Origin of the sequence: Streptococcus parasanguinis ATCC 15912, from assembly GCF_000164675.2 — a bacterium.
GTDB classification, from domain to species: Bacteria; Bacillota; Bacilli; order Lactobacillales; family Streptococcaceae; genus Streptococcus; species Streptococcus parasanguinis.
In genome coordinates this window covers 1,610,952-1,631,230 of record NC_015678.1, presented here as the reverse complement: position 1 = coordinate 1,631,230, position 20,279 = coordinate 1,610,952, and the positions used below count along the sequence as shown (strand labels likewise).

Annotated in this window: 18 protein-coding genes and 3 tRNA genes; 1 reads left to right on the top strand and 20 read right to left on the bottom strand. The window is 41.5% G+C overall.

Features of this window, described 5'->3' with window-relative positions; genetic code table 11:
- Positions 1–102 precede the first annotated feature (102 nt).
- The gene (locus HMPREF0833_RS07510) at positions 103–1,122 is read left to right on the top strand and encodes a GBS Bsp-like repeat-containing protein (RefSeq protein ID WP_013904392.1); all 1,020 of its coding nucleotides are present in this window, start codon (positions 103–105) and stop codon (positions 1,120–1,122) included.
- A gap of 54 nt (positions 1,123–1,176) precedes the next feature.
- Here HMPREF0833_RS07510 and purH read toward each other — a convergent pair whose 3' ends face one another.
- The 20 genes from purH to HMPREF0833_RS07415 form a co-directional block, all read right to left on the bottom strand.
- Positions 1,177–2,724 carry a bifunctional phosphoribosylaminoimidazolecarboxamide formyltransferase/IMP cyclohydrolase gene (gene purH / locus HMPREF0833_RS07505; RefSeq protein ID WP_013904391.1) on the bottom strand — a complete coding sequence of 516 codons (1,548 nt, stop codon included), beginning with the start codon at positions 2,722–2,724 and terminating at the stop codon, positions 1,177–1,179.
- A 75-nt stretch (positions 2,725–2,799) separates the two neighbouring features.
- Positions 2,800–3,354 (bottom strand): phosphoribosylglycinamide formyltransferase, encoded by a 555-nt coding sequence (gene purN / locus HMPREF0833_RS07500; RefSeq protein ID WP_013904390.1) that lies wholly within the window; start codon positions 3,352–3,354, stop codon positions 2,800–2,802.
- The gene (gene purM / locus HMPREF0833_RS07495) at positions 3,354–4,376 is read right to left on the bottom strand and encodes a phosphoribosylformylglycinamidine cyclo-ligase (protein WP_013904389.1); all 1,023 of its coding nucleotides are present in this window, start codon (positions 4,374–4,376) and stop codon (positions 3,354–3,356) included. The genes purN and purM overlap by 1 nt, the downstream gene beginning before the upstream one ends.
- 210 nt (positions 4,377–4,586) lie before the next feature.
- Positions 4,587–6,026 carry an amidophosphoribosyltransferase gene (purF, locus tag HMPREF0833_RS07490; protein WP_013904388.1) on the bottom strand — a complete coding sequence of 480 codons (1,440 nt, stop codon included), beginning with the start codon at positions 6,024–6,026 and terminating at the stop codon, positions 4,587–4,589.
- Positions 6,027–6,038: 12 nt separating this feature from the next.
- Positions 6,039–9,764, bottom strand: a complete 3,726-nt coding sequence (locus tag HMPREF0833_RS07485; protein ID WP_013904387.1) for a phosphoribosylformylglycinamidine synthase — start codon at positions 9,762–9,764, stop codon at positions 6,039–6,041.
- A gap of 63 nt (positions 9,765–9,827) precedes the next feature.
- Positions 9,828–10,535, bottom strand: coding sequence for a phosphoribosylaminoimidazolesuccinocarboxamide synthase (gene purC / locus HMPREF0833_RS07480; RefSeq protein ID WP_013904386.1), 708 nt, complete (start codon positions 10,533–10,535; stop codon positions 9,828–9,830).
- Positions 10,536–10,685: 150 nt separating this feature from the next.
- Entirely contained in the window at positions 10,686–10,934 is a 249-nt protein-coding gene (locus HMPREF0833_RS07475; protein WP_013904385.1) for an acyl carrier protein, read from the bottom strand.
- A 3-nt stretch (positions 10,935–10,937) separates the two neighbouring features.
- On the bottom strand, positions 10,938–11,933 hold the full coding sequence (plsX, locus tag HMPREF0833_RS07470; protein WP_013904384.1) for a phosphate acyltransferase PlsX: 996 nt from the start codon (positions 11,931–11,933) through the stop codon (positions 10,938–10,940).
- On the bottom strand, positions 11,930–12,709 hold the full coding sequence (recO, locus tag HMPREF0833_RS07465; protein WP_003015298.1) for a DNA repair protein RecO: 780 nt from the start codon (positions 12,707–12,709) through the stop codon (positions 11,930–11,932). The genes plsX and recO overlap by 4 nt, the downstream gene beginning before the upstream one ends.
- Positions 12,693–13,874: a pyridoxal phosphate-dependent aminotransferase gene (locus tag HMPREF0833_RS07460; protein ID WP_013904383.1), complete on the bottom strand. Its 1,182-nt coding sequence runs from the start codon at positions 13,872–13,874 to the stop codon at positions 12,693–12,695. Before HMPREF0833_RS07460 ends, recO begins: the two co-directional genes overlap by 17 nt.
- 162 nt (positions 13,875–14,036) lie before the next feature.
- Positions 14,037–14,885 (bottom strand): class B sortase, LPKTxAVK-specific, encoded by an 849-nt coding sequence (gene srtB / locus HMPREF0833_RS07455; RefSeq protein ID WP_013904382.1) that lies wholly within the window; start codon positions 14,883–14,885, stop codon positions 14,037–14,039.
- A gap of 93 nt (positions 14,886–14,978) precedes the next feature.
- Entirely contained in the window at positions 14,979–15,602 is a 624-nt protein-coding gene (abpA, locus tag HMPREF0833_RS07450; RefSeq protein WP_013904381.1) for an amylase-binding adhesin AbpA, read from the bottom strand.
- A gap of 362 nt (positions 15,603–15,964) precedes the next feature.
- The gene (locus tag HMPREF0833_RS10915; RefSeq protein ID WP_013904380.1) at positions 15,965–16,105 is read right to left on the bottom strand and encodes a hypothetical protein; all 141 of its coding nucleotides are present in this window, start codon (positions 16,103–16,105) and stop codon (positions 15,965–15,967) included.
- A gap of 51 nt (positions 16,106–16,156) precedes the next feature.
- A complete protein-coding gene (locus HMPREF0833_RS07445) occupies positions 16,157–17,131 on the bottom strand; it encodes a ribose-phosphate diphosphokinase (protein ID WP_003015400.1) in 975 nt (324 codons plus the stop codon).
- A gap of 179 nt (positions 17,132–17,310) precedes the next feature.
- Entirely contained in the window at positions 17,311–18,528 is a 1,218-nt protein-coding gene (pcsB, locus tag HMPREF0833_RS07440; RefSeq protein ID WP_003015415.1) for a peptidoglycan hydrolase PcsB, read from the bottom strand.
- 93 nt (positions 18,529–18,621) lie between these two features.
- Positions 18,622–19,122: a rod shape-determining protein MreD gene (gene mreD, locus HMPREF0833_RS07435; RefSeq protein WP_014712608.1), complete on the bottom strand. Its 501-nt coding sequence runs from the start codon at positions 19,120–19,122 to the stop codon at positions 18,622–18,624.
- A gap of 1 nt (position 19,123) precedes the next feature.
- A complete protein-coding gene (gene mreC, locus HMPREF0833_RS07430; protein ID WP_013904377.1) occupies positions 19,124–19,942 on the bottom strand; it encodes a rod shape-determining protein MreC in 819 nt (272 codons plus the stop codon).
- Between the two features lie 60 nt (positions 19,943–20,002).
- Positions 20,003–20,090 (bottom strand) — tRNA-Ser (locus tag HMPREF0833_RS07425).
- Positions 20,091–20,094: 4 nt separating this feature from the next.
- Positions 20,095–20,168: transfer RNA gene (locus HMPREF0833_RS07420), tRNA-Ile, on the bottom strand.
- A 38-nt stretch (positions 20,169–20,206) separates the two neighbouring features.
- Positions 20,207–20,277 (bottom strand) — tRNA-Gly (locus HMPREF0833_RS07415).
- Positions 20,278–20,279: the final 2 nt, after the last annotated feature.

Sequence of the window (20,279 nt, the reverse complement as noted above, 5' to 3'; positions counted from 1 at the left end):
CTATTTCCAGTAGAATCCAAACATTTTTTGCTATTTTCTCCTATTTCTCATTTTTTTCCGAATAGTATAGGTGAGACCTACTAATTGACGAAAAGGAGTATTATGCAAACGATCAAAAAATTTGTTGTACTGACTTGTGCGACATGGGGGATGCAAGCCTCTATTGCCCATGCAGATCAAGCAACCAATGCTATCTATGCCGAAAAAGGGCAGCTGATGATTCATCTTGGAAACGTCCCGGATAAGTATCAAAAGATCCAAGTTCCCGTCTGGTCTGATCAAAATGGCCAAGATGACCTGATTTGGTATCCTGTGGAACGCAGTGACAAGGGATTTGACCTACAAGTGCCATTGACCAACCATTCTGATCAAGCCGGACTTTATCATGTTCATGTCTATGGGGTGGAGGCAAATGAACAGTTAACCGGCCTTTACCCTCTCACGACCAGCGTCCAGCAAAAAGACCTCGCCTCCTCCCAACCCAAGATCACGATCACACCCATCTCCTCACAAGAATTTGACATCCAGCTCAAGTTATTCGAAGACGTTGACGAGATTGTCTTCCCCATCTGGTCTGAAGAAAATGGGCAGGATGATCTGGTCTGGTATCCCGCAAAGAAGATCGCACCTGGACATTTCCAACTGCGATTTCAAGTTCAAAAACACAAGGGAAGCGGGCTATTTCATCTCCACGTCTACCAGAAAAGCCAGGGACAACTAAAAGGACTATTCCCCACTAGCTTTCAAGTGGAAAAGGCAAAGCCAAGGCTCACTCCACTCGCGACACACCCGGGAAATACCTATCCAATCGGTGAGTGTACCTGGGGAGCCAAAGAATTAGCCCCTTGGGCTCACAACTGGTGGGGAAATGGCGGCATGTGGGCAGCTAGTGCACGCGCTGCGGGATTCCGGACAGGAGACACTCCAGAGGTCGGTGCCATCGCCTGTTGGGACAATGGGGGATATGGCCATGTCGCCTTGGTTACGGACGTCGAACATGACCAAAAAATTCAGATCCAAGAGGCTAACTACAACGGCCACCGCTATATCGACAACTTCCGCGGTTGGTTCGATCCAACCAACCCCATCTGGGGAACCGTCACCTACATCTACCCCGATTAAGGTCTTCTTAACCAGCAGAAAAGGCACTCATCGTTGAATGAGCGCCTTATTTGATTAATGTCTAAAATGTCTCACACCTGTAAAGACCATGGTCAAACCATAATTATCAGCCGCTTCGATTGACTCTTGGTCACGAACAGAACCACCTGGTTGGATGATGGCTTTGATACCCGCTTTTGCGATTTCTTCTACGTTATCTGCAAATGGGAAGAAGGCATCGGAAGCAAGAACAGCGCCGTCAAGACGGTCTTTAGCTTGATCAATAGCGATACGGACAGATGCCACACGATTGGTTTGACCTGGGCCAACACCAAGTGTCATGTGGTCGTTGGTCACGATGATCCCATTTGATTTCACATACTTGATAGCTTTCCAAGCAAACTCAAGAGCTGTCGCTTCTGTATCAGTTGGTTGGCGTTTGGTAACCACTTGCCAGTCAGCGGGACTTTCTTTGACGACGTCTTGGTTTTGAACGAGGAGACCACCAACAACACCAGTGTATTCTGCTTCCACTTCACTAGCATCTTGAGCGTCAAATGGCAATTCGAGGATCCGCAAGTTTTTCTTCTTGGTTGTCAAGATTTCAAGCGCTTCATCTGTATAGCTTGGCGCGATGATGATTTCGAGGAAAACGCCATGCATTTTTTGAGATGTCGCAGCGTCCACCTCACGATTGAGAACCACGATCCCACCGAAGATGGATACTGGGTCAGACTCATAAGCGTAGTCCCAAGCAGTTTCGATGTCGTCAGCTTGACCGATCCCACATGGGTTCATGTGTTTCAAGGCCACAACAGTTGGACGGTCTTTGAAATCACGGATGATCCGGATAGCGGCATCAGCGTCACGGATATTGTTGAAGGACAATTCTTTACCGTTCAGCTGCTTTGCTGAAGCGATGGAGTAATCCGTTGGCAAAGCTTTTTGGTAGAAGTCTGCGTCTTGTTGAGGATTTTCACCGTAACGCATTGGTTGCTTGAGATCGTAAGTCAAAGTAAGTTTTTCAGGTTTACTTTCACCCACTTGAGCTGTGAAGTATTCTGCGATCAAGGCATCATAGGCTGCTGTGTGGCGGAAAACCTTAGCTGCCAGACGTTGGCGAGTTTCGTATGTGGTTTCGCCGTTGACTGCCAACTCGTCAAGCACCACAGCATAGTCAGCAGGGTCTACCACAACCGTTACGCTAGCGTGGTTCTTCGCTGCTGAACGAAGCATGGATGGTCCACCGATATCAATGTTCTCCACCGCGTCAGCGTAAGTCACATCTGGTTTAAGGATGGTTTCCTTGAATGGGTAAAGGTTGACCACAACAAGGTCAATCAATTCGATATTATTGTCCTTAGCTGCTTGAAGGTGGCTATCGAGGTCACGACGAGCGAGGAGACCACCGTGGATATTTGGGTGGAGGGTCTTTACACGACCGTCCATCATTTCTGGGAAACCAGTCACATCATCGATGGCAATGGTATCTACTCCAGCATTGTCAAGGGCAACTTTGGTCCCACCTGTTGAGATAATGTCCCAACCAAGTTTTTTGAGTTCTTGGGCAAATTCAACAATGCCCGCTTTATCTGATACACTAATTAGTGCGCGTTTAGTCATTTTCTTTCTTTTCCTTTTTTAAAAAAGTTCTTTATCTGCTACAGTCGAAAATGTTCTTTCCGATCAATGGCTTCCTTATTTCCGTACTACTCCCAAACGTTCCAAGACTTCTGGATAGAGCTTGTACTCTGTTTCGTGGATGCGCGTTTCGAAAGTATCAAGGGTATCCCCTTCAAGGCGCGGTACACGGACTTGCTTGATAACCTTACCGGTATCAACACCAGAATCCACCCAATGGATAGTCACACCAGACTGATCAACACCTGCATTCCAAGCATCCTCAATACCATGAGCACCAGGGAATTCAGGGAGATAAGCCGGGTGAATATTGATGATACGGCCTTCATAAGCTGCTAGCAAGGTTGGACCGACGATTTTCATATAACCCGCCAAGCAAACCAAGTCAATTTGGTGTTCATCCAAGAGGTGAACAATCGCTTCTTCATAAGCTACTTTATTGTCAAATTCCTTGAGTTCAAAGGCATGACTAGCCACACCAAGATTCTTGGCCCGTTCTAAGACATAGGCATCCCGGTGGTCTGAAAAAACAAATTCTACTGGAAATTGTTCTGCAATCACCTGGAAGTTTGAGCCGTTGCCAGAGGCAAATACAGCAATCCTTTTAGCCATTATTTAATCACCACACTTGCGCCATCTTTCTTCACAATACGACCGATTTCATAAACAGGTTCGTCAAGAAGTTCTTTGACACGTTCAACGTTTTCTGGTTTCACCGCAAGCATGAGACCAATCCCCATGTTGAAGATTTCAAACATTTCTTCATGTTTGATTTGGCCATATTTTTCAAGAGCTTTGAAAATTGGAAGAACTGGGACTTTGCTTTCGTCAATTTCAGCAGCCAAGTCATCTGAGAACATACGTGGTACATTTTCGATGAAACCACCACCTGTGATGTGGGCAATTCCGTTGACCAATTCTTCTTTGATGAGTGGCAATGCTGCTTTGACGTAGATACGAGTTGGTTCCAAAAGAACGTCTTTGAGTTTCTTCCCTTCCAATTCTGGGAGAACTTCTTCACCTGTATAGTCCGCAAAGACACGACGAACAAGTGAGTAACCATTTGAGTGGATACCGCTTGAAGCAAGTCCAAGAATCACATCCCCTTTAGCTACTTTTGAGCCGTCGATGATTTGAGATTTTTCTGCGATACCTACCGCGAAACCTGCCAAATCATAGTCGTCTTCACCATACATACCAGGCATTTCAGCAGTTTCACCACCAATAAGGGCTGCACCAGCTTGCACACAACCTTCAGCAACACCAGCAACAACCTGCTCCAATTTAGCTGGTTCATTTTTACCAGTTGCTACGTAGTCAAGGAAGTAAAGGGGCTCCGCACCTGCAGCGATGATATCGTTAACACACATAGCGACACAGTCTTGACCTATCGTATCGTGTTTGTCGTACTTAATAGCAAGCATGAGTTTAGTACCGACACCATCTGTACCTGAGATCAAAACGGGCTCTTTGACACCTGATTTTGAAAGGTCGAACATGCCTCCGAAACCACCGAGAGCTCCCATAACACCTGCACGTTCCGTACGAGCTACGTGTTTTTTGATCCGTTCAACAACTTCATAACCTGCTTCAACGTCTACGCCAGATTGAGCGTATGCATTCTTATTTGTCATTTTTTAATCCTTTTCTTTTTTTGAGAAAGAGTGCGACGTATTTTTAGATAAACAATTATTTTATCTAAAAATACTAGTCAGGTCTCTAGCTTTGGTCCCATAGGGCAAAGCGTCTACTGACAAATGCTTTAGCTTTTAGTCAGTAGTGAGACGTGGAGCATAAGCATTTTTATTTGTCATTTGTTTCATTCCTTTTCTTTTGCACTGCTCTTAATAGAAAGAAGTATGTTCTTTCAAACTTTCCACATAGCGTTCTTCGTAGTCATACAAAGGTGTTGGATATTTTCCATCAAAGTAAGCCACACAAAGACCGCCATTTGGGGCATCTGTATCGATTCCAATAGAATCAATCAAGCCATCGATTGACAAATACGTCAAGCTATCTGCACCAATGATATCGCGTGTTTCCTCTACTGTGTGATTGGCAGCAATCAATTCCTTACGTGTTTGAATATCGATCCCGTAGAAACATGGGTAGGCAAGGGCTGGGCTACCGATTGCTACGTGGACCTCTGTAGCTCCTGCTTCTTTCAATAACTTCACAATTCGACGTGATGTTGTCCCACGTACGATAGAATCATCGATCATGACAACCCGTTTGCCTTTCACGACACCGGATACGGCAGAGAGCTTCATCCGAACCCCTTGCTCCCGTAGTTCTTGTGTTGGTTGGATAAAGGTCCGTTGGGTATATTGATTTTTAATCAAGCCCATTTCATTTGGTAGGCCGGATTCTTCTGCAAATCCCATAGCTGCACTAAGTGAAGAGTTCGGTACACCGATCACAATATCTGCTTCATGTTTAAATTCACGTGCCAATTGAGCCCCCATACGTTTACGAGCTGTATGGACATTGACCCCTTGGATATTGGAGTCCGGGCGGGCAAAGTAGATATATTCCATCGAACAAACAGCCAATTGGGTGTCCGTTGTATAGTTGTCGTAAGTGATGCCGTTATCATCGATGATCACGACTTCACCCGGATTTACATCCCGAATCCACTCTGCGCCAACCACTTCAAAGGCACAGGTTTCAGAGGAAACTACGATGGCCCCATTAGCCATTTTCCCAATCGAAAGAGGACGGAAACCATTTGGATCCAAGGCCGCAATCAGCTTATCTTCCAGCATGAGAAGGTAAGCAAATCCACCTTTCACTGTATTCAAGGCTTCTTTCACCTTACCCATGAAGGATGGGTTGTGGCTCCGACGAATCAAGTGGGCCAAGATTTCTGAATCAGAAGTTGAGCTAAAGATCGCTCCGTTATTTTCCAACTCCCGTTTGAGGGACTTAGCATTGGTCAAATTCCCGTTGTGGGCCAGTCCAAACTGCGTATCATGAAAGCGAAAGAGGAAGGGCTGGATGTTATCCACCGAAGCTTCCCCAGCTGTCGCATAGCGAACATGGCCAATCGCTCCCGTTCCTGTCAACTTATCCAAGTTAGTAGGATTCCGAAAGACTTCTGAAAGCAGACCTGTATCCCGATGACGTCTCAAGGTTCCTTGATCATTAGCCAAGATGCCTGCTCCCTCTTGTCCTCGGTGTTGGAGACTGTGAAGACCAAAATAGGTGAGTTTTGCTGCGTCTGGATGTCCCCAAATCCCAAAGACTCCACACTCCTCATTAAGAGATTTAACTTCGTATGTCATTTTGTATACCTTTTATTTTCCAGTAAAGTATTTAACTGCTGATGCAAAGAGATGTTGATCTTTATTTCCTGGAATATTTTGGAAGAGACCGTCTTCGAAACGTTCTGAGTGGCCCATCTTCCCAATAATTTGACCGTTCTTACTGGTGATACCTTCGATCGCATTCACAGATCCATTTGGATTGTATTTAGAATCCATGCTTGGTTTACCTTCGAAGTCAACATATTGGGTAAAGATTTGACCATTGTCGCGAAGCTCTGCAAACTCCTCAGCTGTCACGACAAATTTACCTTCACCGTGTGATACTGGGATGGCATGAATGTCACCAACTTTCACGCCGGCAAGCCATGGTGAGTTCGTGTTGGCAATCCGTGTTTCCACCATCTTAGCCACGTGTTGGTTGGCATCGTTGTAGAAGAGGGTTGGACTCGTGCTACTTGCATCTTCAAAGTTACCATATGGAAGAAGACCAGATTTAACAAGGGCTTGGAATCCGTTACAGATACCGATAATCAAACCACCACCTTCGATGAAGCTATCGATAGCTGCACGTACTTTTTCATTGAGCAAGATGTTCACGATAAATTTAGCTGATCCATCTGGTTCATCCGCTGCTGAGAAACCACCTGCAAAGAAGATAATGTTGGCTTTTTCAATGTTGTCAACCATGGTGTCAACAGACTTGACAATCGCTTCTTCGTTGAGTGTAACAAATGGTACCAGGTTAACTTTGGCACCTTCTTTTTCAAAGGCCTTAGCGGAGTCATATTCTGAGTTGGTACCTGGGAATACTGGGATGTAAACCACTGGTGTTTCAACTGTTTCTTTTGCTTTGATCACAGCATCTGATGCCACAGCTGGTACTTCTTCCAACTCAGTTGCTTGTGCAAATTCCGTTGGGTAAACCTCTTCCAATTTACCTTGGAAGGCACTGTCAAGTTTGTGTCCATCAAGCGTTACACCATTGACAGTAAGTGTAAAGTCAGCTACTGTTTGTCCAATCTTGGCAACACCTGCAATTTCTTCAGGCGATGTGAAGATGAATCCGCCCAATTGGGCTGTCAAGCTAGTGTCAAGGTCAGCTAATTCGACATTTGCTCCGATATGGTTACCAAATGTTGCAAGGGCAAGAGCTTCAACCACACCACCATATTTAACAGCTGATGCAGCTGTGACTTTATGGTCAGCTTGGATGGCTTCAAACTGAGCAAAGTTAGATTTAATAAGATCGAAGTCAATTTCTTGTGCCAAAGCTTGACCAGGAATGTAGTAAATATTTTCACCAGCAGCTTTGAATTCTGGAGAAAGAACCTTACGGCTATCCGCAGTTGTTACCCCAAAAGCAACCAAGGTTGGTGGTACTGTCAATTCTTCAAAGGTACCAGACATCGAGTCTTTCCCACCGATAGATGGCAAACCAAGTTGAATCTGAGCTTCAATTGATCCAAGGAGAGCTGATACTGGTTGACCAAAACGCTCTGCTTGTTTATCCATACGCTCGAAGTATTCTTGGTAAGAGAAACGAGCCTTAGACCAGTTTGCACCAGCAGCAACCAAACGAGCTGTTGCTTCGATGACTGCATAGGCAGCACCATGATATGGAGACCATTCTGCGATATATGGGTTGAACCCTTGCGCCATGACAGATGCAGTTGTTGTCACGCCATGTTGGACTGGCAATTTTTGTACAGAAGCTTCCGTTGGTGTGATTTGGTAGCGACCACCGAGTGGGTGATTAACTGTTGAACGACCAACTGAGCTATCAAAGATAGTTTGTAACCCTTTTTGACTGGCATGGTTCAGGTCAGCCAAGACTTCAAGAGTATCAGCTTCAAGGGTTTCAGCAGATGTTTGACGTTCTTCTGGAAGCTGGACATCCTTGTCAACCACCTTAGCATCTACAACCACACGTACACCGTTTGTATCAAGGAAACGACGTTCCAAATCAACGATGGTTTCACCATTCCAGTGCATGACAAGATTTGGTTTTTCAGTCACTGTCGCAACAACAACAGCATCAATATTTTCTTTGTTACATTCAGCAACGAAGGCATCTACATCTTCTGGACGGACCACGACAGCCATCCGTTCTTGAGATTCAGAGATGGCAATTTCTGTACCATTCAAACCTTGGTATTTCAATGGCACTTTGTCTAGATCAATTTCAAGACCATCTGCCAATTCACCAATAGCCACACAGACACCACCAGCACCAAAGTCATTTGATTTCTTGATCAGACGTGTCACATCCCCATTACGGAAAAGACGTTGAATCTTCCGTTCTTCGATGGCATTCCCTTTTTGAACCTCAGCACCAGCTGTTTCAACAGATTCAACCGTTTGAACTTTAGAAGAACCTGTCGCACCACCGACACCGTCACGTCCAGTTTTCCCACCGAGAAGAATCACGACATCACCTGCTTCAGGTTTCTCACGGACAACATTTTCCTTAGGAGCCGCACCGACAACTGCACCTAGCTCCATACGCTTAGCAACGAAACCTGGGTGGAAGTATTCACGAACATAAGTTGTTGCAAGACCAATTTGGTTACCATATGAAGAATAACCGTGAGCCGCTGTTTTAGAAATCACTTGTTGTGGCAATTTACCAGCGCGAGTTTCTGAAATTGGAGCTGTAATATCACCAGCACCTGAGATACGCATGGCTTGGTAAACGTAAGAACGCCCTGACAATGGGTCACGAATGGCACCACCGATACAAGTAGCCGCTCCACCAAATGGTTCGATTTCCGTTGGGTGGTTGTGCGTTTCGTTCTTGAACATGAGAAGCCATGGTTCTTTGACACCATTGACATCCACTTCAATTTCAACAGAGCAGGCATTGATTTCATCAGACACTTCCATGTCATCCAAACGACCATTTGCACGCTCATAACGGCCAAAAATAGTCGCCATATCCATCAAAGTTTGAGGTTTTTCTGTACGTCCCAACTCATCACGCATGGCAATATACTTGTCATAAGTCGCTTGCAATTGTTTTTCAAATTTAGAAGCTGAGAAGTCGATGTTTTTCAACTCAGTCTCGAAAGTTGTATGACGGCAGTGGTCAGACCAGTAAGTATCCAAAACCTTCAACTCAGTCTCAGTTGGCACCCGTCCAATGGATTTGAAGTAATCTTGAATGAAGAGAAGGTCATCCACTTCCATGGCCAATCCTTGCTCAGCCTTATACTGTGCAAAATCTTCTGCCGTATAAGTTTCAAAGAAATCCAAGCTTGGAATAGTCTTGTCAGACTCAGAGAAATCCTGTTTCGCAATGGCAACAGTGATATCTTTGAAACGAGAATCCACTGGGTTCAAAAGGTAGTTTTTGACAGCTTCCAACTCATTCGCATCAATATCCTTGTTAACCAAGTAAAGTTGTGCTGTGTTCACTGTTACATCATTTGAACTACCAAGCAAAAGCAAAGCTTCTTGTGAAGATGCTGCACGTTGGTCAAATTGACCAGGCAAGCTTTCGATCGCAAAGAAAGCATATTTCTCAAGATCAGCCTGAACCGTAGCTTCATCCAAAACAGTATCGGTCACTTGCTCAGAGAAGATGTGTTTTTCCGCACGCGCAAACAAGTCCTCTGCCAAACCAAAAACATCGTAAACCTGAACAATCCGAAGATCCTTCAACGTTTTCAACTGAAGATTATGCTGCAATTCTTTTACTAAAGAGTCCGATTTCACACGAAAATCAGCTTTTTTCTCAACGAAAATACGTTTATCCATTTTATTTCCTTTATTTCTATTCAAACATGTTATCGAAGACGAAGGTTTTCCGTTTCAAAAAGATTACTTCAAGCCCTGTAATTTCTCCAACACAACCTGATATACATCCGTTAAACTACCCAAATCTCTACGGAAAACATCCTTGTCCATATGGTGTCCTTCAGCATCCCAAAGACGACAGTTGTCTGGAGAGAATTCATCTGCCAAGATAATCTTGCCATCCTTATCAAAACCAAATTCCAATTTGAAGTCAATCAAACGAAGACCAATTTGTGCAAACCAATCTTTCAGCAATTCATTGATGCGACGTGTTTCTTCTTTGATATAGGCAATTTGCTCATCATTGGCAATATCCAAAAACTTCACATGTTCATCATTGATGAATGGATCGTCCAAATCATCGTTCTTGTAGTAAAATTCAACGATTGGAGTTTCCAGATCCAAACCTTCTTCAACGCCAAAACGTTTAGAAAAAGAACCTGCCGTCACGTTACGAAGAACCACCTCCAAAGGAATAATTTTAACCTTCTTATTCAATTGTTCGGTATCAGAGATACGTTCGATAAAGTGCGTCGCAACACCCGCAGCATTCAATTTTTCAAAAATAAGAGACGAAATCTGATTATTTAGCACACCTTTTCCCTTAATAGTCTCCTTACGAGCCCCATTTAGCATAGTGGCCTGGTCCTTATAGACCGACTTAATCACATGTTCGTCCTCAGTAGTATAGATATCCTTAGCTTTTCCAGTATAAATCAGTTGATTGGTCATGACTTTGTTCGCCTTTCGTATTTTATCACCTTCATTCTATCACATACAAAGTGTATTTTCAATAAAATTCCGTACAATATAAGCAGAATCCGAATGAAAAGAACAGAAAAAAAGACCATTCAGAATAATCTCTGAACGATCCTTTTTCAATTAATGGACAGCAGTTCGTTTTTCGATATAGTCGACAACGTCTCCCACTGTGTTAAATTCATCAATGGCCTTATCTGGAATCTCCATTTGATATTCATCCTCAAGATTGATAATAAATTCCATCAACTCAACAGAGTCCGCCTGTAAATCCTTGCGTAAATCTGATTCCAAGGATACTTGAAAATTTTCCCCATTGCGATCTTTAAGAAATGTTTCAATCGTAGCTAAAATTTCATTCTGTTTACTCATATATTAATCCTTTTTCGATAATTCCTTCACTGATTTTCCAATAACATCTGTCTCTAACATGGTTCGAACTTGACGAATGGTACTATAGACTGCTTTGGCATCACTCGAACCATGCGTTTTAACAACAGGTGCTTGAAGACCAAACAAGACAGCCCCTCCAACATCTGAGAAATCTAAGGTTTGTTTCAATGATTTCAAACGGTCCTTGAGCAGAAAAGCTCCCAATTTCGCCTTCCAGTTTCCAGTGGCAATCGCTTGTTTCAATTGCTTCAAGATTCCAAAAGCCGTTCCTTCCATCGTTTTCAAAACAGCGTTTCCCGTGAAACCATCCGCCACAACGACATCAGCAACGCCATCCATCAAGTCACGCGCTTCCACGTTTCCAACAAAATGAATCGACTCATCCTCAGATAACAATTGATAAGTTTCCTTGCGCAAAGGATCTCCCTTACTAGCTTCTGTCCCATTATTCAATAGACCCACACGTGGTTTTTGAATCCCACGAACATTTTCCGCGTAGTAAGACCCCATCAGAGCATACTGATGCAAGTGCTCCGGTGTATTTTCCGCATTGGCACCTAAGTCTAGCATATCATACCCGCGACCATCAACCGTCGGAAGTGTGGACATCAAACCTGGACGTTCCACCCCTTTGATCCGTCCAACGATAAAGAAACCTGCTGCCAACAAGGCACCTGTATTTCCCGCAGATAGCATGGCATCGACATCACCAGCCTTCACATCCTTGGCAGCTAAGACCATAGAAGCCTGTTTCTTCCGACGAATAGCCCGCGCTGGCTCATCATCTGAATCGATTTTTTCTTCCGTATGCACAATCGAGACACGTTCTGTTGCGGTTAAATAGTCTTTAATTTTTGTTTCATCGCCATACAAGACAATCTCAATATCATCAAAATCACGAATGGCTTGATTCACGCCTTCTACCAAGGCTTGAGGTGCATTATCGCCCCCCATTGCATCTACTGCAATTTTTTTCATGTTTCACCTCCAGATGAATCTTTCATAATCGCTCCCCAATCACTCAAGGAATCAATAAACTTTTTAGCTTTTAAATGGATCCCTACATACTCCTCATACAACTGATCGATTGCCTGACGCAAAGCTGCTTTCATCTCCGCTTGTAGGGAAATGGTCTCTAGCTCACTGAATCGTACCGCTTGAAATTGATCCAATAAATAGAGAACATTCGGATGCCAATGGGCTCGTCTCTCATCCCGATCATAATGATCCGGACAAAGGACCCCACTATACCGAAAAGAGTAATCAAAAGGAAGTCCAACTCGATGGCAGAAACAGCATTCATGCAGATTCAAGATAACTCCAAACCGTGATAGAATCTGAATCTCAAAAATATTGGTCAAAACCTCATAATCCAGTCCCTCTTCCATCAATAACAAGGTCTTCTCCAAAAAAGCAAACAAGGCCGGATCCACCTGATTATCATGAATACTTGCATCCGCAAGCGCTAGAACATAGGTCGCATAAGAAAGGGCAAAAAGATCTGCATTGATTTTCTTATAAACCTGCACATCTTGAAAATCATCAATATAACTCAACCCATCATCATTAATTTTCAGCAACATATCTGCCGTTACCAATGGTTGCAACATGGAATTCAACCGTGATTTTCCTGCATGGTTCACAAAAAACATCCGCTTGCCTGACTTCTCCGTGAAGATTTTGACCAACTTGTCATCCTCACGAAATTCCCGATTATACAGGACAATTCCCCGGGTCTCAATTGACTCCAGCATGTTCTTCCATATACTCCTTCAAGCGTTTCATAGCTTCCTTGATAACCTCCATGCTGGCTGCATACGACAAACGCACATAACCTTCACCATATTGACCAAAAGCAGCACCAGGAATAAAAGCAACCGCTTTTTCACGCGCAAAATCCTGCAAGAAAGCGAAGGAATCTTGATTAAAACCAGCTGGGATTTTAGCAAAAATATAGAAAGCTCCATCCGGCTTAATAATCTCAAACCCAAGCGCGGACATTTTTTCAATAATATAATCACGACGCTTCACATATTCCTTCTTCATTGGCTCCGCATCATCCCGACCAGCAGTCAAGGCCTCAATCGCAGCATACTGATTCATAGTTCCAGCAGCTGTTACCAAATACTGATGACTCTTGATAAGTTGGGCCGTCAATGCAGCTGGGGCAAAGATAAAGCCAAGGCGCCAGCCTGTCATGGCATGAGACTTAGATAAGCCATTAATGACAATGGTCTGCTCAGGAATGAAGGATGCCATAGAGACATGCGCTTCTCCAGTATAAGTCAACTCTGAATAGACTTCATCACAAATCACAAAGACTTCATATTTTTTTAAGACAGCAGCCAATTCCGCCATCTGTTCGCGCGAATAAGTAACACCCGTTGGGTTAGCTGGATAATTGAGAATAACAGCCTTCAATTTTTCACCCTGCTCTAGAATCGCCTTTTCCAACTTTTCAGGAGTCAAGACAAAACGATCTGCTGTCGTATCAATTTCGACAATCTCCGCCCCAACCAAATTCACAATGGGTTCATAACCAGGGTAGGCCGGTGCTGGGAGTAATACTACATCTCCAGGTTCCAAGATTGCTGTCAAAGTTGCAGACAGGGCTTCAGTCGCACCGATCGTCACCAATATCTCATCCTCAGGACAATAGTAAATACCATATTTATCAGCCACAAACTGACTCGCAGCCTCACGCAAAGCCAGCAAGCCACTCATTCCTGTATAATGACTAAAGTTCGCGTCAATAGCAGCCTTTCCAGCTTCTTTCACATGTTCAGGAGTTGTAAAATCCGGTTCCCCCAAAGTCAAACGCAAGACACCAGGAATGGAAGAAATTGATTGGTCAAACTGACGAATCAAAGAAACTTCAATCCGATTTAGATTCTTATTAAAGCGTTTCGTTAAATCCATAAAACACCTCCAAATACACTTATATTCATTATACTATAAATGGAAGTCCATCGCAAAGGCTCAACCTACTAGATATAGGATAAAAAGAAGATAGATGAACAGATTACAAGACATTTCCTACAAATACTAGACATAACAAAAAAGGCCTAAGCCTTTTTGTTATTATTGTTGACCACGTGTTGCCACATATTTCAATTGATCTGCATGTTTCGCCACAAAATCCTTCATTTCTGAATCAGGGATTTGACGAAGATAAAGGTTTGCACGAATGGTTTCATCCTCTTCGCGACAAGTTGACAATACCAAATATTTATCAGATGCCTTAATCTTGATATTAGGATTCTTCGTTTGCCCATCTTCGTAAACTTTTTTCAACTGCGTTGTAAAATCTTTATCATCTGTAAAGCTTGTACGATAAAAAGCAGTATCCTCTGGGACGATAACCAAGCACATCGCTTCGTAGTAATATTTACGATCAGGAGTTTCAATCACAACATAGGGATGTTGATCAAAATAATCTTGTTTATCATAGAAATTAACATCATTAAACATGCGATGATCTGCAACTTTACTGCCACGTGCATGACCAAAGAGCCAAGTCAAACGATCGCTAAAGTCCTTTTTGTTATCGGTATCCATGAAAACAGTTCCCATAAGAGGTTCGTTCCCACCATCAAAAGTCTTATTCAAATAGGTTTCATTATCAGTCGTTTGAACTACTGGTTCATCCAATTCAGTACCTGGTGCATAAACATAACCAATTGTTTCTGGATTAACCGCAGTTAATTGGGCAAAACGATTTTTTAAATAATCTTTTTCTTCTTGACTTGGTTCATATTTAGCTGCTTGTTTGGTTGAGCTTGTACTAGTTGTCTTTTTAGCTGTGCTAGAAGATTTCCCTCCCCCAAATGGATTGAAGAAAATAAAACCAGCAACAATTACGACAACTGCAGCAAGAGCAATCATGATCCCAACTAATTTATTTGAAGCTTTTTTCTCAGCTCTTTTCATTTCATTGATCTCCTTATGACGATTTTTTCTCTAAAAAATATCACTGAGCCCTAGGACTCAGTGATATTCGTTTCGAGCTAATTAATAATCAAATTATTTAACTGCGCTTGTTTTTGGAAGAGCTTTACCAGCTTTAGCATCAGCCTTAACTGTTTTACCGTCTTTGTCAACAGTAGCAACAACGTTACCTTTTTCGTCTTTAACTACATAGTTACCATTTTCATCTTTAGTAACAGTAACGTCTTTACCAGTTTGAGCTTTGATGTCATCTGCAATACGTTGTTCATTTGTACGGTTAGCTTCTACAGCTGTTTCATCGTAGTAGTTACCTTGAGCTTTAGCAGCTTCAATGTATTTTTGTTGAAGAACTTGGATGTAACGGTTGCGAACTGTGTTGTATGCTTCGTTATAAGCAGTGTTATAGTCTTCTTGAGCACGTTTTACCGCTTGTTCGTGGTCATGACCAACAATTGCATTAGCTTTATCAAGAGCTTGTTGTGCTGCTACAACGCCTGGTTGACGAAGAGTTTCTTCTTTGATTTCTGCTTCATGAGCTGCTACTTGAGTGTTAGCTTCATCTGCTGCATCACGCCATGAAACATATTTCTTTTGGATCAATTGGTTAGATGCACTTGGGTTTTCACCTTGTGCAAATACAGGTGCTGCTGCAGCAAATACTGCAAGAGCTGCTACTGATGATAATAAAACTTTTTTCATTGTTTTATCTCCTTTTTTCTTTTCAAAAATTAATCGTTACTTCGTAACTATGACTAGTATACTAGGATATTCTTCCTATGTCAAGACTTTTTTTCTTATTTTTTAAAAAAAGTTTAAGATTTCTATTTATTTAAATGCAAAACATACAAGATTTGAGAGCCATTCCGAATACACTTCCTACAGCTTCACAATAGTGATAAATCCTAGTTTACATTAATAATTCCACTAAGTATTTGGTTGTTTATATTACATCCTGTTCATTCTTTCAAATACCTATCCAAAACAATTTCATGAATCGTTCCATGATATTTACTATCATTCTTTCAGAAACCGCCCAACGATCTCTTTCATATTTGGTTTGTTTATTTCACTGCGCCATTCTTTGGTAATCTTTTCTTCGGTAAACTCGGATCCGCCTTAGCTTCTAACTTTTGTGCTGCAGTGAGCAATTTTTTCTGTTTCTTTTCTTTTTCCCGTTTCTGCCACCATTCTACTACTTTCATAACATCTCCTTTCCTAAAAAAGAGACTAGTTCCCCAGCCTCTTCATTATTTTTAAGATTTCTTCGCATTTCCAATTTCAAACAAAGGTGAAAGTGGCCGATTTTCATGGATACGAATAATAGCCTCAGCAAGAAGTTTCGCAATCGAAATTTGTTCAATCTTATCAATCAAGCGTTCTTCTGGTAAATAAATTGTATCCAAGACAACCAGCTTCTTGATCGCTGACTTTTGAATATTTTCCATTGCTGGCCCTGATAGGACAGGGTGTGTACAGCTCGCATAGACTTCAACAGCACCAGCTTCTGCAAGAGCATCAGCCGCGTGGCAGATCGTACCTGCTGTATCAATCATATCATCAATTAAAATACAAGTCTTACCTTCAACATTCCCAATGATGTTCATGACCTCACTCGTATTCATCTTATCAACACTCCGACGTTTGTCGATAATTGCAATTGGCGTCTTCAAAAACTCAGCTAACTTACGTGCCCGGGTTACTCCACCATGGTCTGGACTGACAACAACATAGTCTTTTCCAATCATACCACGGCGCTCGAAATAATCAGCAATTAAAGGAGCTCCCATCAAGTGGTCCACAGGAATATCAAAGAAACCTTGAATTTGAGCAGCGTGCAAATCAATTGTCAACAGACGATCAACTCCAGCAACCTCAAGCATATTGGCTACCAACTTAGAAGTAATTGGTTCACGAGCTCGAGCTTTCCGGTCTTGACGAGCATAGCCGTAATACGGCATCACCACATTAATAGATTGCGCACTAGCACGTTTCAACGCATCTACCATGATCAAAATTTCCATTAGATTATCGTTAACCGGTGAGCTAGTCGATTGTAAAATATAAACATCTTTCCCACGAATTGATTCTTCAATATTAACCTGAATTTCTCCATCAGAAAATTGACGAACCGTTGACTTTCCAAGCGGTAGTCCCATTTCACGAGACACACGTTGAGCCAATTCTTGATTTGACGACAAGGCAAAGAGCATTAAATCAGAAAATGACATGATTTCCTCCACTAAAATCTAAAACCAAATTGTACAGTCAGCACAAATTTCTCCTGTAATCATTTTATCGCTTTTTTATCAAATATTCAAATATTAATTTATGGAAAATACAAAAACTATCACTACCTAAATTCTCTCAAAAAAAGAAGCAGAACTAATGTTCTACTTCAATGTTATTCTTAGTTTGGATAGATATAAGTAACAGTACCTTGAGCATTAACTGGATTAAACCATCCACGGTAGTTACCAATACTACGATTACCTAAATAATTAGACTCAGAGACTTGGATACTTGTTGTAGATTGAACGGCTGTAACAACAGCTACGTGTCCATAACCACCATCATTCCAACATGCAATCGCACCAACTTGTGGTTGAGATCCAGTACGGAAACCAGCTGCTGCTGCACTTGCTGCCCATTGACCACCATTACCCCAGTAATCGCCAGCCCATGGAGCCAATGTCTTCGCACCCCAAGTACATTCACCAACTGGATAAGATGATGCAGATGAACTATATGTTTGACGAGAAACAGTTGCCGCTTGAGCTGTTGCTTGAGTTTGAGCAACTGGTTGTGCTGCTGAAGCCGTAGCAGGTGTTTGTGCTGCTGCCTGTACTTGTGCTTGAAGAGTCGTATTAGCAGAAGCCTTCACAGCAGCCTGTTGTTCTTGTTGTTTAGCACGGTAAGCTGCTTCAGCTGCTGCTGCCGCTGCCGCTGCTTTTTCAGCCTCAGCTTTTTGTTGCAACAAAGCATTCTTTTCATTTTCAGCAGTCGATTTTTCAGCCGCCAAGTTCAATTGTGCCACTTTCAATTCAGCTTCTTTTGTAGTCAAAGCCTGCGCATCATCTTCTAATTGCTGTTTGTTTGCAATAACAGTATTGATGGCATCATTATTTTCTTTTTGTTTCTGAGCAATATCTTCTTTATCACGCTTTTGCTCTTGCAACATCTTGTTGTTAGCATCTGCAATTTCATTCATAGCAGAAATACGTGAAATAGCTTCTGTTAAAGAACCAGAACTCACAATCGCATTAATGTAGCTTGTAGCAGTTCCTGTCGTTTGAGCACTACGTGCTTGATTTGCAAGCGATTCTTGACGAGCAACAATATTTTTTGATAACTCATCAATCTCAGCAGACAATTTTTCTGATTCCTCATTCAATCGATCATTTTCAGCTTGAAGATCCGCTTGTTGCTTTTTAATTTCGGATACTTGACCTTGAATTTGATCTACTTGAGCTTGTGCACTTTGTTGTTGTTGGTTAATACTATTGATTTTGTTATTTTGAGCAGCAATCTTATCATCTGTGGAGTCAGCTGACACACCAGCCACCACAGCACCTTGTGACAAGGCAACTGTACTCAACAAGATTGTAGCAAATAATTTTTTCTTCATTAGATAATTTTCCCTTTCCAATAAGACACTAACTAGTATAACAAATTTTATCACTAATTTATGTTACGCTATTGTTACATTTTTGTTTCGAATTTATAAATAAATCTTTTCAAATAGAGGTTGAAAAATTAGTAATAAAAATAAATTCAAAAGTAAACTTGGTGCAATTTGAAAAACAACTAACGAAAATAAATCAAATTTAATACCAATTAAAAAAATCTCAAGAAATGAAGCAAGAAGTTGAAAACAAAAAATCGTTAGTAAAAATGTTAAAAAGCGAGTTAAACGATTAAGTAGAATAACTTGATTCCAATGATAAAATATTATTTGTAATAATGGAAATAGCAAAAAGGAGATTCCAAGAGTATTTAGAAAATACACATCAAAACAAAAACCAAAGAAAATACCCAACCAAATACAAGATATCTCTGAAAAATAGAGACTCAACATCATAAAGCCATAAAAAAATAGAAATGAAATAGCTTCAAATTGATTTGGAATAAAACGCGAGAAAATGAAAGAAAATTGCCCATCAATAAACAAAGACAAAAACAATAACAAAGGAAAAAAATAGTATTTGCGTAATAATCTCACATTATTCTCCAATCAGAAGTACATAACGATTAACATCCAAACTTGCTTTAGGTTTTACTCTAATTTCTTGTCCTAACTGATCTGATGCTTTTTTTACTGAAGATACCGTACCAACAGGTAAATCACTGGTCTTATATTTACCAAGCCCACTTGTCGAAACAAGAGACCCTTTTTTAATGTCAACAGAATCACCAATTTGCAGCAAACGAAATTCACCCGTTTTATCATCAAAGCCAATTAATAAAGCAAAGATAGATTGTGTTTTATCTTCAATCTTAAGTGTCAAATGTTGAGAAGAAATATCATTCCCAACCAGTAATTTAATTCTACTAGAGTTTTTCTCCAAGTTATCAACAACTCCGATAACCCCCCCTGAAGAAAGAACAAACATTGAGTCTGAAATTCCATCAGAACTCCCCTTATCAATCACAAATTGTTCATTCCAAGAACTGTAATTTCTGTCAACAATCTCCCCAACAACTTGTTTTGAACCTGATACCGAATTTTTTAAATTCAATAAATCCTTTAACTCTTTATTTTCAGACTCTAAACGATTTAGTTTAGAGTGATTAATATCTATCTGATATATTTTAGACTTTAAAGAAATATTTTCATCATTAATTTTTGATAAATTTTTAATGTCATTTGACTTAGACTCAATCACAGAAAACGGAATAGAAATAGCTTGATCAAAAATAGTTAAAACATCAGAAGATTTTATAACAATAGTATTTCGAACTGATGGGAATAAAAACAGAACCCCTGCTACAACTAAAACAAACAAGAGACTAAATATCTTAAAAAAACGTTTCAATAACATAAAAAACCTACAAAAATACAAAAAATAGTTTGAGATCCTATCTCAAACTTCATAGTTATACGGAGAATGGGGGATTCGAACCCCCGCGCCAGTTACCCGACCTAACGATTTAGCAAACCGTCCTCTTCAGCCTCTTGAGTAATTCTCCAAAATGGGCACGAGTGGACTCGAACCACCGACCTCACGCTTATCAGGCGTGCGCTCTAACCACCTGAGCTACGCGCCCAAGTTAAACAACTTGGTAAAAAATGAACAATTGTTCAAAGCGGGTGACGAGAATCGAACTCGCGACAACAGCTTGGAAGGCTGTAGTTTTACCACTAAACTACACCCGCTT

Excerpts from the sequence above, each read along its gene's own strand:
- HMPREF0833_RS07510 (WP_013904392.1), top strand. The coding sequence starts at position 103 with ATGCAAACGATCAAAAAATTTGTTGTACTGACTTGTGCGACATGGGGG.
- purH (WP_013904391.1), bottom strand. The coding sequence starts at position 2,724 with ATGACTAAACGCGCACTAATTAGTGTATCAGATAAAGCGGGCATTGTT.
- purN (WP_013904390.1), bottom strand. The coding sequence starts at position 3,354 with ATGGCTAAAAGGATTGCTGTATTTGCCTCTGGCAACGGCTCAAACTTC.
- purM (WP_013904389.1), bottom strand. The coding sequence starts at position 4,376 with ATGACAAATAAGAATGCATACGCTCAATCTGGCGTAGACGTTGAAGCA.
- purF (WP_013904388.1), bottom strand. The coding sequence starts at position 6,026 with ATGACATACGAAGTTAAATCTCTTAATGAGGAGTGTGGAGTCTTTGGG.
- HMPREF0833_RS07485 (WP_013904387.1), bottom strand. The coding sequence starts at position 9,764 with ATGGATAAACGTATTTTCGTTGAGAAAAAAGCTGATTTTCGTGTGAAA.
- purC (WP_013904386.1), bottom strand. The coding sequence starts at position 10,535 with ATGACCAATCAACTGATTTATACTGGAAAAGCTAAGGATATCTATACT.
- HMPREF0833_RS07475 (WP_013904385.1), bottom strand. The coding sequence starts at position 10,934 with ATGAGTAAACAGAATGAAATTTTAGCTACGATTGAAACATTTCTTAAA.
- plsX (WP_013904384.1), bottom strand. The coding sequence starts at position 11,933 with ATGAAAAAAATTGCAGTAGATGCAATGGGGGGCGATAATGCACCTCAA.
- recO (WP_003015298.1), bottom strand. The coding sequence starts at position 12,709 with ATGCTGGAGTCAATTGAGACCCGGGGAATTGTCCTGTATAATCGGGAA.
- HMPREF0833_RS07460 (WP_013904383.1), bottom strand. The coding sequence starts at position 13,874 with ATGGATTTAACGAAACGCTTTAATAAGAATCTAAATCGGATTGAAGTT.
- srtB (WP_013904382.1), bottom strand. The coding sequence starts at position 14,885 with ATGAAAAGAGCTGAGAAAAAAGCTTCAAATAAATTAGTTGGGATCATG.
- abpA (WP_013904381.1), bottom strand. The coding sequence starts at position 15,602 with ATGAAAAAAGTTTTATTATCATCAGTAGCAGCTCTTGCAGTATTTGCT.
- HMPREF0833_RS10915 (WP_013904380.1), bottom strand. The coding sequence starts at position 16,105 with ATGAAAGTAGTAGAATGGTGGCAGAAACGGGAAAAAGAAAAGAAACAG.
- HMPREF0833_RS07445 (WP_003015400.1), bottom strand. The coding sequence starts at position 17,131 with ATGTCATTTTCTGATTTAATGCTCTTTGCCTTGTCGTCAAATCAAGAA.
- pcsB (WP_003015415.1), bottom strand. The coding sequence starts at position 18,528 with ATGAAGAAAAAATTATTTGCTACAATCTTGTTGAGTACAGTTGCCTTG.
- mreC (WP_013904377.1), bottom strand. The coding sequence starts at position 19,942 with ATGTTATTGAAACGTTTTTTTAAGATATTTAGTCTCTTGTTTGTTTTA.